Below are 12,930 nucleotides of genomic sequence, written 5' to 3'. Positions count from 1 at the left end.
ATCCATTCCCGCGCTATTTCCCGCAAAATCTCAGCCAATTAAGGCGAAAATGCGGCAGCAGCGCGGGACAGAGTGTTCGCGTCAGGTCAACGATCGCGGCTTCGGACCGCCTGTCGCCCAGTCCAGCAATTCGACCGTATGCACCACCGGCACATCGGTGCCGCCGCCGATCTGCATCATGCAGCCGATGTTCCCGGCGGCGATCACATCGGGTGTCTTGGCCTCCAGCGTGCGCACCTTGCGCGCCTTCAACTGCTGGGAAATCTCCGGTTGCATCAGGTTGTAGGTGCCCGCGCTGCCACAGCACAGGTGACTGTCGGCGGGTTCGACCACCTCGAACCCGGCCTTTTTCAGCAGGTCCTTGGGCGCGGATTTGACCTTTTGCCCGTGCTGCAGCGAACAGGCGGCGTGATAGGCCACGCGCATCCCCTTGGCCGCGCCTTCGGGAATTTCCAGCTTGGACAGCAGCTCGCTGATGTCCATGGCGATGCCCGCCACCCGCGCTGCGTCGTCCGCAAGGTCATGCTGCGCGAACATGTGGCCGTAATCCTTGACCGTGGTGCCGCAGCCGCTGGTGTTGATCACGATGGCATCCAGCCCCGCACCGTCCATCTCTGCGGTCCAGGCGCGCACGTTCTTGGCCGCCGTGGCGTGGCTTTCGCCGGTCTTGCCCATGTGATGGGTCAGCGCCCCGCAACAGCCCGCGCCCTTGGCCACCACCACCTCACATCCCAGACGCGTCAGCAGGCGAATCGTGGCGTCGTTGATATCGGTGTTCAGCGCCTTCTGCGCGCAGCCCGTCATCAGCGCCACGCGCATCCGCTTCTCCGCCTTGGGCGCAAAGCTTTGCGGATCGTCGTTGCGGCTGACCGGCGGGATGGTCTTGGGCGCCATCTCCAGCATGGCGCGCAGCCGGGGATCGGGCATCCACTTGGCAAAGGGCTTGCCGATCTTCGCGCCCAGCAGCGCCACCCGGAACCGCCCGGGATAGGGCAGGATCTTGGCCAGCATCCAGCGCAGCGCCCGGTCGTGCCACGGGCGGTCATAGTGTTTCTCGATGTATTCGCGCGCATGGTCGACAAGGTGCATGTAATGCACGCCCGACGGGCAGGTGGTCATGCAGGCAAGACAAGACAGGCAGCGGTCGATGTGCTTGACCGTCTTCTCATCCGGCACCCGCTCATTCTCCAGCATGTCCTTGATCAGGTAGATGCGGCCGCGCGGGCTGTCCAATTCATCGCCCAGCACCTGGTAGGTCGGGCAGGTCGCCGTGCAGAACCCGCAATGCACGCAGGTGCGCAGGATCTGGTTCGCCCGCGCGGTGCCGGGGTCTTTCAATTGCTCTTCGGTAAAACTCGTCTGCATCTCACACCATCATCTGAGCGGTGGCAAAGCCGAACCACGGCAGGGTCGACGCCATCAGCGCCACGATCAACGTCCAGCGCCGCACCTTCGGCCCCGGCATCCTGCGGCGCACGGCCTGCGCCACCATTGCAACGGCCAGAACCCAGCCCAGCCAGAAGGCCACCAGCGATTCCAGCGGCGCGCGCTCCTGCAACCAGACCGCCGCCCCCGCCGCCCCGATCACCGTGGCGGACAGGATGACCAGCGTGCCGATCCGCGCCGGCAGCCGCAGCACCAGCATGACCAGCAGCGGCCCCACCAGAAAGGTCACCAGAAACGCGATGAGTTCCGGTCGCAGCATCAGGCCATGATCCCGGGGTTCAGCAACCCCTTGGGATCGAACCGTGCGCGAATGCCCTGCGTCAGCGTCGCGATGGCGGGCACCTCCGGCTGGAACACCGGCAGCGCGGTCCGCACCGCCTCGGAGGCGCGGATCAGGGTCGCGTGGCCCTCCAGCGCCTTGGGCCGCAGATCGGTGCCGGGCGCCACCTCGACCCAGATCAGCCCGCCACCCCAGTCATACAGCACCCGCTCCACCGGATGCGCCCGGCGCAGCTGCGCCACCAGCGCGGGCGCGGCACTGGGCCGGACCGAGAACCGCCAGACATCGCCCCCGGTGCCCTGCATCATCTCCACATCGCGGATCCAGCGCCACAGCGCCGCCACCCGCCCGGCATCCGTCTCGACCCGCAAATCCTGCGCCGCGAACATCTCCTGCAACCGCCCGGTGCGATAGGCGACCGACCCGGCAAAGCCTTCCAGCCGCAACAGCGTCAGCGGGCGCTCATTGCCGCTGCCGGGCGCATGCGCCGCCCCCGTCACCTCGAAGGGAGAGGTCAGCGCCGCGCTCATCACCTCTTGCGCCTCATCCTCGGACAGCCCGTCAATCATCACGCAGGCGCTGGTCTCCGGCGTCGGCAGCACCTTCAGGCTGACCTCGCTCAACACGCCCAGCGTGCCCCAGGACCCGGTCATCAGCTTCACAAGGTCATAGCCGGTGACGTTCTTCATCACCCGCCCGCCATTCTTGACCACCTGCCCGGTGCCATCGACAAACCGCACCCCCAGCATGAAATCACGGGCTGCCCCGGCCTGCACCCGGCGCGGCCCGCTCACGTTGCCCGCCACCACGCCGCCAATGGTCGGCGTGCCCTGCGTGCCCAACAGCCCGCGATGATCCATCGGCTCAAAGGCCAGCCGCTGCCCCTCCGCCGCTAGCGCCGCCTCGATCTCGGCCAGCGGCGTCCCCGCCCGCGCCACCAGCGTCAAGGCGCCCGGCTCATAGAGCGTGATCCCCGACAGCCCGCCGGTTTCCAGCACCTGCGCCGCCGTCGTCATGCCAACGGCCCTCGTGCCGCCGCCGCGGATGTGCATCGGTTCCGCCGCCCCGGCAATGATCCCGGCCAGTTCGGCCTCGCTCTCAGGTCTCATGTCCCGCGCCTCGTGTTTCTTCTCTTGTCAAATACCGCCGGGGGTGTGGGGGCTGGCCCCCACTCACTCCGCCGCCACCTTCAGCGCCCGCCGCCCTTCGGAGGAGGCCAGCGGGAACACCTTGGCCGGGTTCAACAGCCAGCCCGGATCGAACACATCCTTCACCGCCATCTGCACCTCCAGATCGACGGGATCGTATTGGTCCACCATCAGGTCGCGCTTTTCGATGCCCACGCCGTGCTCGCCGGTCAGGCAGCCGCCGACCTCGACACACAGCTTCAGGATCTCAGCCCCGAACTGCTCGCACAGTTCCAGATCGCCGGGCTTGTTGGCGTCGAACAGGATCAGCGGGTGCATGTTGCCGTCGCCCGCGTGAAAGACGTTGGCCACGTCCAGACCGAACTCCTTCGACATCTCGCCGATGCGTTTCAGCACAAACGGCAGTTCGTTCACCGGGATCGTCCCGTCCAGACACATGTAATCGTTGATATTGCCCATCGCGCCAAAGGCCGATTTGCGGCCCAGCCAGATCCGCCCCGCCTCATCCGCGTCCTTGGCCTCGCGCAGTTCCACCGGGTTGTGCCGCCGCGCGATCTGCAGGATCAGGCCCAGCTGTTCGTCGATCTCGGCCTCCGATCCCTCGACCTCGACGATCAGCAGCGCCTCGCAATCCGGGTATCCGGCCTGCGCGAATTCCTCGGTCGCGCGGATGCAGGGGCGATCCATGAACTCGATCGCCACCGGCAGCACACCCGCCTTGATGATGTCGCTGACACAGGCCCCGGCCACCTCGTTGGAATCGAACCCCATCAAAACGGGACGCGCGCCCTCGGGCTTGCGCAGGATGCGCAGCGTCGCCTCTGTCACCACGCCCAACTGCCCTTCGGAGCCGCAGATCACCCCCAAGAGGTCCAGCCCCCCGGCATCCAGATGCGCGCCGCCGATCTCAACCACTGTGCCGTCCATCTGCACCAGCGTCACGCCCAGCAGGTTGTTCGTCGTCACGCCGTATTTCAGGCAATGCGCGCCGCCGGAATTCATCGCGATATTGCCCGCGATGGCGCAGGCCAGCTGTGACGACGGATCGGGCGCGTAAAAGAAATCCTCTTCCTCCACCGCGCCGGTCACGCTCAGGTTGGTGCGCCCGGTCTGCACCCGGATGAACCGGTCGTCGTAATCGACCTCCAGCACCGCGTTCATGCGCGCCACGCCAAGGATCACGGAATCCGCCGTCGGCAGCGCCCCCCCGGCCAGCGAGGTGCCCGCCCCGCGCGGCACCACGGGCACGCCTTCTTCAAAGCAGACCTTCAATACCGCAGAAACCTCTTCGGTGGACGACGGCAAAACTGCCGCCAGCGGCGGACAGCGATAGGCGGTCAGCGCGTCGCATTCATAGGCGCGCGTCTCTGCCTCATCGTCGATCACCGCGCCTTCGGGCAAGACGCTGCGCAGCCGCGACACGATACGCGCCTTGCGGGCCAGAATGGTGGGGTTCGGCTCTGGCATCTGCATGTTCACAACTCCTGTCACGACGCGAGTCAGCGCGGCTATCGGGTGAATTGGTAAAGTTATATAACCAAAATCGGCGCAGAGGCCAATCCTAATCTCTTCCCTCGGTGCGGCATCTTGCGCTTGCCCGCCTTGCCGGGGCAGGTTCCCCAAAAGCGGCAGGAGCACGCATGGCCTGGGTCAAGATCATACACATACTTTGCGTCATGGGGTGGATGACCTCCATCTTCGCCGTTCCGCGCGCGATCATCTACTGGAAACGCGAACATGCGCGGCTGGGCGAAAACGGCCCGCTGGGCGATCTGACCTTTCGGCTCTACCGGTTTTCCTTCGGCCTTGGGATCATCGCCATCGTGACCGGCCTCTGGCTGGCATGGGACTGGGGCTTTCCGGTCTGGACCCATGTGAAACTGACGCTGGTGGCGCTCTTGGGCGCGCATTACCTCTGGACCGGGCGGCTGGTGCGCCGGGCGCAAAAGGGGCAGTTCGACGAAAGCGATATGTACCTGCGCATCTTCAACGAAATCAGCGTTATCGGCGCCATCGCGATCCTCTGGGTCGTGGTGGTCAAACCGTTCTGATGGGTTTCGAGTGATGGACTGGGAAACCATCCGCGACGGCTTCACCTATTGGGATGCCGCTGGATTGGTGCTCTTGCTGCTGGCATGGGCGGGCACCACCCGTCTTGTGGAACATCCGCCGAAAAACCGGCCCTCCACCTCTGTCCTGATGGCCGAATACCGGCGCGAATGGATGAAGGTCTTTGTCACCCGCAACCCGCGCATCTTCGATTCGCAGATCGTGGCCAGCCTGCGACAGGGCACGGCGTTCTTCGCCTCGGCCAGCATGATCGCCATCGGCGGCGGCTTTGCCCTGATCGGCAATGCCGACCGTCTGCGCGGCGTGGCGCAGGATCTGGGCACCACGGTCGATCCCGTTGTGGTGTTCGAGATCAAGCTGCTCTTGATGATGCTCTTCGCCGCCAATGCCTTTCTGAAATTCGTCTGGTCGCACCGGCTGTTCGGCTATGCCTCGGTGCTGATGGCGGCGGTGCCGAATGAACCTGATGATCCGGCGGCCTTCCCCCGCGCAAACAAGGCGGCTGAAATCAACATCGCGGGCGCGCGCAGCTACAATCGCGGGCTGCGCTCGGTCTATTTCGGGATTGGCGCGGCGGCATGGTTGCTGGGGCCTGTGGCGCTGATGGTGGCAACCGTGGTGACGATGGGGGTGATCCTGCGGCGCGAATTCGCCTCCCACTCACGCGCGGTGCTGATGCAGGCGGGCGACACGATCAGGTGATCCGCTCCGCCCTTCGTGATCCCATCCGGCGTCTGCGGGTGCTAGGGTCGCGTCATGCGATACCTTGCCCTTCTCCCGTTCCTTGCCGCGCCGGCCCTGGCCGATCCGCCGGTTGTCGAAAACGTCACCGCACAGGCCGCCGGGGACACGTGGCGGTTTTCCGTCACCCTCAGCCACCCGGACACCGGCTGGGACCACTACGCCGACGGCTGGCGGGTGGAACTGCCCGACGGCAGCGTTCTGGGCACGCGGGTTCTGTTGCACCCGCATGAGACCGAACAGCCCTTCACCCGCTCCCAATCCGGCATCCGCATCCCGGCGGGCACGGGGCAGGTGATGATCCGGGCCAAGTGTTCGGTGGATGGCTGGGCCGCGGAGTCCACGGTTTTCGAGCTGCCGTAGGGCGGGGTTCACCCCGCCGCGTCGCCCCCCTTCAAACGGGCAAAATCCTAACAGACGGTAAAACCGTCCCTGTAACCCATTGATCCTGCATTCCCCCTAAGCTGTCCACGCGTGGACAGCTCAGCTCCGCCCCTCGCGCAGCCATGCCCCCACGATCAGCCCGGAGGCGATCAAAAGCACCAGCCATTCGGGCGCCAGCGGGGTCTGCCGCACGTCCAGCGTCTCATAGGCCTCGCGCGGGGTCAGCCCGATCCAGCCGCGCCCGGCCGCAGGCCGCCCGGCCCGCACGTCCCGGATCGAGGGCAGCCCCTCTTCGATCCGCATCACCCCGCCGCGCAACTGATCGATGGCCGGGGTCAGCGCCGCCGCGCTGGCGATGGTCTGCTCGAATTCGCGGGGCGACGACGGCCCAAGGCCGACCACCGAATTCAGGGCGTTTTCCTCCAGCCGGTACAGCCCGATGTCCGGCCCGTCATAAATCGCTTCATACCGGCCCGGGCTCACCTCTACCAAAGGCACCTCTACCTCTTCGCCCTCTGGCGTGGTCACGGTGACGGAGCCCACGAATTCATTCAACGTGCGCCGGATGATCCGCATGGACTGGCCCGCAGGCTCGGCCCAGAGCGCCTCTTCCTCAAGCTCGGGCTCTTTCATCATCCAGTGGGCCAGGCGCCGGAGCAGTTCCAACTGCGGTCCGCCGCCTTCATAGCCCCGGCTCCACAGCCATGCATGGTCCGAGGCCAAGAGCGCGACGCGTCCCTCTCCGACCCGGTCCAAGACCAGCAGGGGGCGTTCGTCCACGCCGGACATGACCACATCGCCCTGAATCGGATCGACCTCGATCTGGCGCAGCCAGCGGCCCCATGTGTCCGCCCCCTGCAGGCCGCTTGTCACCGGATGGCGCTGGCCCAGATCCGTCACCGCCGGGCGGAATTCCTGATCCACCACGCGCGCGGTCGGCTCTGCGGGCATGATGTCTGCGAGGGGAGAGCGATAGATCGAATCCGCCGAGGCAAAATCCGGCCCCGCCGCCACCAGAACCGCGCCGCCCTGTTCAACATAGTTGCGCACGTTATCAAGATAGATCGCTGGCAGGATGCCACGCCGTTTGTAGCGGTCAAAGATGATCAAGTCGAAATCGTTGATCTTGTCGAGGAACAACTCCCGCGTCGGGAAGGCGATCAGCGAGAGTTCGTTGACCGGCACGCCATCCTGCTTTTCCGGCGGGCGCAGGATGGTGAAATGCACCAGATCGACGCTGGAGTCCGATTTCAGCAGGTTGCGCCATGTGCGTCCACCCGCGTGCGGCTCACCCGAGACCAGCAGCACGCGCAGCCGGTCCCGCACGCCGTTGATCTGGATCAGGGCCTTGTTGTTGCGGTCGGTCAGCTCTCTGTCCGCCTCGGGCACGGTGAATTCGATCACGTTCAGCCCGCCGTGCGGCAAGGTGATGGGCAGGCTCAGGTCCACGCCGATTTCCACCTGATAGCGCAGGGGTTCTGCCCCGTCGACGGAGATCAGAAGATCGGTCAGCGCCTCGCCTGGGGCGGCGCCGTCGTCCTGAATGCGCAGGGTCAGTTCCACCTCTTCGCCAAGGATCGCAAAGGCGGGTGCGTTGCGAACGATCAGGCGGCGGTCCCAGTCGGTCTCCTTGCCGGTCAGCATCAGGTGCATCGGCGCGGGGAGATCGGGCAGGCGTTCGAGGTCATGCAGCCGCCCGTCAGACAACAGCAGCACACCCGCGATACGTCCGCGGGGTTCCTCGGCCAATGCATTGGCCAGGGCGGTCATCATCAGGGTGCCTGCATCACCCTCGCCATCGGGCACGGGAACGCGGCGCACTTCGGTGTTCGGGCGGGCCAGCAGGCGCGCCTGCAGCGTGTCGGCGGCCTCTTCGGTTGTGTCTGCCCGGTCCGCCAGTTTCTGCGAGGCGGTTTCATCCACCAGCATCAGCACGATATCGGCCAGCGGCGCGCGGTCTTCGACCTGCCACGACGGCTGCGCTAGTGCACCCACCAACACCACACCGGCCAGGAACCGCAGGGCCCAGCCCGACAGCCCGCGCCACAGCGCAAGGCCCGCTCCGGCAAGGGCAAGCGCCGCCAGCACCGCGATCACGGGCCATGGCAGCAGCGGGTCGAATACAATCTGTCCGTTCATATCTGCTCTCGCTTATTGGCCCAGACGGTCCAGCAACGCCGGAACGTGGACCTGGTCGGACTTGTAGTTGCCGGTCAGCACATGCATCACGAGGTTGACCCCGAACCGGTAAGAAATCTCGCGCTGGCGTTCGCCGGTAAAGCCGCTGCCAATGGGCACCAGCGGGTTGCCCCGGTCATCCATCGCCCAGGCAGCGGCCCAGTCGTTGCCGCCGATCACCACCGGCGTCACGTTGTCGTTGAGGTCGCGAAAGGGCATGCCCTCGATCAGTTCGGCATCGGGCGGCGCGGCCTCGACCCAGATTTCACGCCCGGCAAAGCGGCCCGGGAAATCCTGCAACAGGTAGAAGGTGCGGGTCAGGACATGGTCCTGCGGCACCGGCTCCAGCGGCGGAATGTCAAGCGGGGCGGCGAGTTGCTGCAATTTGCGCCCTTCGGGCGTGGCGGCCCCGAACCCGGCGATGTCGGCATCGCGGGTGTCGAACACGATCATGCCGCCGGTGCGCAGGTAGGTGTTCAGCTTGGCATAGGCCTCTTGCGAGGGGATCGGCTGATCGGTGGTCACGGGCCAATAGAGCATCGGGTAAAAGGCCAGTTCATCGGCCTCCAGATCCACGCCTTTGGGCTGTGAGGGTTCGACCGAGGTGCGGAAATACAGCGTTTCCGACAGGCCGCGCAGACCGGCATGGGCAAGGTCGTCGACGGTCTTGTTGCCGGTCAGGACGTGGGCAAGAACGACCTCGGTATCGGGGAGGATTTCGGCGCTCGCGCTGCCGCCAAAGGGATTGTCGTTGGACTGCGCCAGACCGTCCTGAGGGAACAACGTCAGCGCCACCAGTACGACAGAGGCCGAAACAGCGCCGCGCAGACGCCCGGACAGCGCCAGAGAGGCGATCACATCCGCCAGAAGCAAGCCGATCGCCAGCGCCAGCAGCCATCCGGCAAGCGGTTTTTCCTTCGGCAGGGTGATCCCCTCGACCGTGATCCGTTCGGGCCATTCCATCGGGGCAAGAACCGTGTCGGCGGTGACGACGTTGCGTGCAAGGCTGCGGTCCTCGCCCTGATACAGGCCGGGGCGCAGGTTGGTGCTGAGCGGGGCCTCGATCAGGTCGGGGCCGTCGACACCGGGCAGGGTGCCCGCCTCACGCGGACGACCAAAGGCATCCAGAACGCGGACCGGTTGCCAGACGGTGCCTTCCATGTCCTCGATTTCTGGCTGTGTCGTGGCCGAAGATACCGCCAGCCGCTCCAGCATCTGCACAAACAGACCCGACAGCGGCAGGGTCGACCATTCGGCATTGGCGGTGACGTGAAACAGCACAACCTGCCCCTGGCCCACGGATTTGCGCGTGACCAGCGGCGTGCCGTCCGACAATTGCGCGATCACACGGTTGGCCAGCGTCGGGTCGGGCTGGGCCATGACCTGGCTGTTGACGGTCACGTCAGAGGGCACCGCCAGCCCGAAGAACGGGCTTTCGTTGGCAAAGGGGGCCAGCGCCTTGGGTTCACCCCAGCTCATCGCGCCGCCCACGGTGCGGCCCCCGGCGCGCAGGCGCACCGGCATCAGGGGATCCTCCGCATCGCGGCTGATGTCAGAGGCGGCCAGTCGAGGCCCGGCAAAGCGCAGCAGCATCCCGCCCTTGTCCAGCCATTCCAGAACCGCCTCTTCCTCGGCCGCCGACAGGGTCGCTACATCCGCAAGGATGATGACGTCGGGATTGGCAGGCAGGATGTCCAGCAAGGCACCATCCAGCAGATCGGCGGTGGGGATCAGGGCCTTTTGCAGGTAATGAAGGGGGGAAAGTAGCTCCAGCCCCTCGCGATCCGTGCTGCCGGCGATCAGGGCGACCTCACGCCGGCGCAGACTGTCGTCGGGCAGGGTGACGGCCCCGGCGCTGCGCGTACCCTCAATCTCGAACCGTTCGATGCGGGCGCGCAATTCGGCGGGCAGGGCGATTTCAGTGGTCGCCTCCAGCGCGCCCGCCTCGAAGGTGATAGGGCTGCGGATCAGCACGGCGGGATTGCCTGCCGGGTCGCGGCCATGTCCGGCCAGCGTGACCTCTGTTTCCGGGCCTGCGCGCAGACGGTGGGCCGTCATAAGCAAGTTGCCCTCGGCCACCTGCGCCGGTTTCAACGCGTAGAGGGTCCGGGGCGCTTCGAACACCGTCACCTGACCACGGGATTCCAGCGCGGTCAGCAGGTCGGCGCGCGTCACGCGGGCCAGAGCATCGGACATCCAGTAGGTATCGAACTCACCTTCGGGCAGCAATTCGAGCGCGCGGGTCATGTTTTCCTCGCCCGGCTGCCACGGTTCGGGCAGGACACCGGACAGACGCGTGCGCAGCACGTCGGCGCTGAGGAACTGCACCTGCTGCGGATCGGTCAGGCGTTGGATCGCCACCGGGCGGCCATCACGCCCGGCCTCGGCCAGCAATCCGTCCAGCGCATTCATGCGCCCGCGCCAGTCGGCGGCAGAGGCCCAGCTGGCGTCCATCATCACCAAGAGCGGACCGTTGCCTGCCGCGTCGCTGTCGTCTTCCGGGTTCAGCACCGGCCCGGCCAGCCCGATGATCACCGCTGCCACGGCCAGCATCCGGATCAGCAACAGCCACCACGGCGTGCGGTCCGTGACCTGTTCCTCATCCTTGAGGCCCAAGAGCAACACCACCCCCGGAAACATCCGCCGGATCGGCGCGGGCGGCACCGCCCGCAGGATGATCCAGAGGATCGGCAGGGCAAGCAGCCCCAGCAAGAGCCAGGGCGTCGTGAAACCGAGCAGGCCGAAAAGGGTCATCCGTGGCTCCCGTCCAGCGCGCGATAGACCCAGAGAAGGGCCGATTGCGCGGTCTGGTCCGTGTGATGTGTGAAATGCTGCCAGCCGGTCAGGCGGCAGATCGCGTCCAGCCGCGCCTTGCGCTCTGCCAGCCGCTGCAAATAGGTCTCGCGCAGATCGCCCGCTTTGAGCGTCTCATGCCGCATCGTCTTGTTCACGCTTTCGAAAATCGTGCGCCCGTCAAAGGGAAACGCCTCTTCGGTCGGGTCCAGCACCTGCAAGAGTACCCCGCGAACGCCGCGATCTGCCGCCTTGGTCAGCGCGGCCTCGACCGGTTCGATATCGCCAAGGAAATCGGACACGAACAGTGCCTTGGCATTGGGCAACATGCCGCGCGCCTCCGGTTCGGCGTAATCATCCTCGCCATCCTCGGCAAACATCTCGGCCAGACGCAGCGATTGCAGGTCGCCCCGGCGCGGCGGCAGGCGCCAGCCGGTCAGGCCCACTCGCTCGCCGCCCCGGATCAGCAGGATCGAGGCGGACAGCGCTACTAGCCGCGCGCGATCCGCCTTGGTCGGCAGGTTCTTGTGGCTGGCAAAGCGCATGGAGGCTCCGGGATCGACCCAGACCTGTACGCTTTGGGCGATCTGCCATTCCCGTTCGCGGACGAACTGTTCATCGCCGCGGGCCGACCGCCGCCAGTCGATCTGACGATAGCTGTCCCCGGCCTGCAGGGGCCGGTATTGCCAGAAGTTGTCGCCCAGACCGGATCGCCGCCGCCCGTGTTCGCCCAACAGGACCGTGCCTGCCAGATGTTCGGCGCGGGCGAGCAGCGCGGGAAAGCGGCTCGCCTCTTCCTGAGCGCGCGTGCGCAGATGGGCGACGGTGGCCGTCACGCTGCGGCCTCTGTCCGGCGCAGGCCCTCGGCAACCTCGTCGATCAGCGCGCCCATGTCCTCACCCCGCGCGCGGGCCGAGAAGGTCAGCGCCATGCGGTGCACGAGAACTGGCTTGGCCATGTCCAGCACGTCCTCGGGCGAGGGGGCCAGACGCCCCTGCAGCAGCGCGCGGGCGCGCACGGTCATCATCAGGGCCTGCGCGGCACGCGGGCCGGGGCCCCATGCGACAATGTCCTTCACCCGCTCGGGCGAGGAGGGATCGGCGGGGCGGAAGGCGCGGACAAGATCGAGGATCATCTCGACCACCGCATCGCCCACCGGCATCCGGCGCAGCAGATGCTGTGCGGCGATCAGTTCCGGCCCGGTAAAGACACCGTGCGACTCGGCCTCTTCGGTGCCGGTGGTCGCCAGAAGGATGTCTTTTTCGGTGTTCCGGTTAGGATAGGGGACGTCGATCTGCACAAGGAACCGGTCAAGCTGCGCCTCGGGCAGGGGGTAGGTGCCTTCCTGCTCGATCGGGTTCTGGGTGGCAAGGACGTGGAACGGCGCCTCCAGCGAGCGGGTCTGGCCGGCCACGGTCACCTGTTTTTCCTGCATCGCCTGCAACAGCGCCGATTGCGTCCGGGGCGAGGCTCGGTTGATCTCATCCGCCATCAAGAGCTGGCAGAAGATCGGGCCGGAGATGAACTTGAACGTCCGGGTGCCATCCGCCCCGGTTTCAAGCACTTCGGAGCCAAGGATATCGGCGGGCATCAGGTCCGGGGTGAACTGCACCCGGTTGCCGTTCAGGCCCATGACCGTCGACAGGGTTTCCACCAGCCGGGTCTTGCCAAGGCCGGGCAGGCCGATCAGCAGGGCATGACCGCCGCACAGAAGGGCCGAAAGGGTCAGGTCGACGACGCGCTCCTGCCCGATGAACCGGGCAGTGATAGACCGCTTGGCCTCGGCCAGCTTGTCTTCCAGCGCCTCGATCTCGGCGACCAGATCCTCGGTCGCTGCCGCTTGATCGGACATGTCATGACTCCATTATGTGCTATGTCTTTGTGTAATTA

At 66.1% G+C, this 12,930-nt stretch carries 11 protein-coding genes; 3 read left to right on the top strand and 8 right to left on the bottom strand.

Annotated elements, in window-relative coordinates:
• Positions 1 to 81: 81 nt before the first annotated feature.
• From glcF to ACTXGA_RS19055, 4 genes are all read right to left on the bottom strand, one after another.
• Complete coding sequence (glcF, locus tag ACTXGA_RS19070) at positions 82 to 1,365, bottom strand: glycolate oxidase subunit GlcF (RefSeq protein WP_443396202.1); 1,284 nt, start codon at positions 1,363 to 1,365, stop codon at positions 82 to 84.
• A 1-nt stretch (position 1,366) separates the two neighbouring features.
• Entirely contained in the window at positions 1,367 to 1,705 is a 339-nt protein-coding gene (locus ACTXGA_RS19065; protein ID WP_443396201.1) for a hypothetical protein, read from the bottom strand.
• A complete protein-coding gene (locus tag ACTXGA_RS19060; protein ID WP_443396200.1) occupies positions 1,705 to 2,835 on the bottom strand; it encodes an FAD-binding protein in 1,131 nt (376 codons plus the stop codon). The genes ACTXGA_RS19065 and ACTXGA_RS19060 overlap by 1 nt, the downstream gene beginning before the upstream one ends.
• A 63-nt stretch (positions 2,836 to 2,898) precedes the next feature.
• Entirely contained in the window at positions 2,899 to 4,347 is a 1,449-nt protein-coding gene (locus ACTXGA_RS19055; RefSeq protein ID WP_443396199.1) for an FAD-linked oxidase C-terminal domain-containing protein, read from the bottom strand.
• Between the two features lie 167 nt (positions 4,348 to 4,514).
• Here ACTXGA_RS19055 and ACTXGA_RS19050 point away from each other — a divergent pair, with 167 nt between their 5' ends.
• From ACTXGA_RS19050 to ACTXGA_RS19040, 3 genes are read left to right on the top strand one after another with little or no spacing between them, the layout of a single operon-like run.
• Entirely contained in the window at positions 4,515 to 4,925 is a 411-nt protein-coding gene (locus ACTXGA_RS19050; RefSeq protein ID WP_443396198.1) for a CopD family protein, read from the top strand.
• Between the two features lie 13 nt (positions 4,926 to 4,938).
• A complete protein-coding gene (locus ACTXGA_RS19045; protein WP_443396197.1) occupies positions 4,939 to 5,646 on the top strand; it encodes a DUF599 domain-containing protein in 708 nt (235 codons plus the stop codon).
• A gap of 54 nt (positions 5,647 to 5,700) precedes the next feature.
• A complete protein-coding gene (locus ACTXGA_RS19040) occupies positions 5,701 to 6,048 on the top strand; it encodes a hypothetical protein (RefSeq protein ID WP_443396196.1) in 348 nt (115 codons plus the stop codon).
• A 120-nt stretch (positions 6,049 to 6,168) separates the two neighbouring features.
• On the opposite strand, the gene ACTXGA_RS19035 is transcribed toward ACTXGA_RS19040, so the two are convergent.
• From ACTXGA_RS19035 to ACTXGA_RS19020, 4 genes are read right to left on the bottom strand one after another with little or no spacing between them, the layout of a single operon-like run.
• Positions 6,169 to 8,208, bottom strand: coding sequence for a hypothetical protein (locus ACTXGA_RS19035; RefSeq protein WP_443396195.1), 2,040 nt, complete (start codon positions 8,206 to 8,208; stop codon positions 6,169 to 6,171).
• Between the two features lie 12 nt (positions 8,209 to 8,220).
• Positions 8,221 to 11,001, bottom strand: a complete 2,781-nt coding sequence (locus ACTXGA_RS19030) for a DUF4159 domain-containing protein (protein ID WP_443396194.1) — start codon at positions 10,999 to 11,001, stop codon at positions 8,221 to 8,223.
• Positions 10,998 to 11,876 carry a DUF58 domain-containing protein gene (locus ACTXGA_RS19025; protein ID WP_443396193.1) on the bottom strand — a complete coding sequence of 293 codons (879 nt, stop codon included), beginning with the start codon at positions 11,874 to 11,876 and terminating at the stop codon, positions 10,998 to 11,000. The genes ACTXGA_RS19030 and ACTXGA_RS19025 overlap by 4 nt, the downstream gene beginning before the upstream one ends.
• Positions 11,873 to 12,892 carry an AAA family ATPase gene (locus ACTXGA_RS19020; protein WP_443396192.1) on the bottom strand — a complete coding sequence of 340 codons (1,020 nt, stop codon included), beginning with the start codon at positions 12,890 to 12,892 and terminating at the stop codon, positions 11,873 to 11,875. The genes ACTXGA_RS19025 and ACTXGA_RS19020 overlap by 4 nt, the downstream gene beginning before the upstream one ends.
• Positions 12,893 to 12,930: the final 38 nt, after the last annotated feature.

The organism is Antarctobacter jejuensis, assembly GCF_052266595.1.
GTDB lineage: Bacteria > Pseudomonadota > Alphaproteobacteria > Rhodobacterales > Rhodobacteraceae > Antarctobacter > Antarctobacter jejuensis.
The sequence above is the reverse complement of the archived record's forward strand: the minus strand, read 5'-3'. Positions and strand labels throughout refer to the sequence as shown.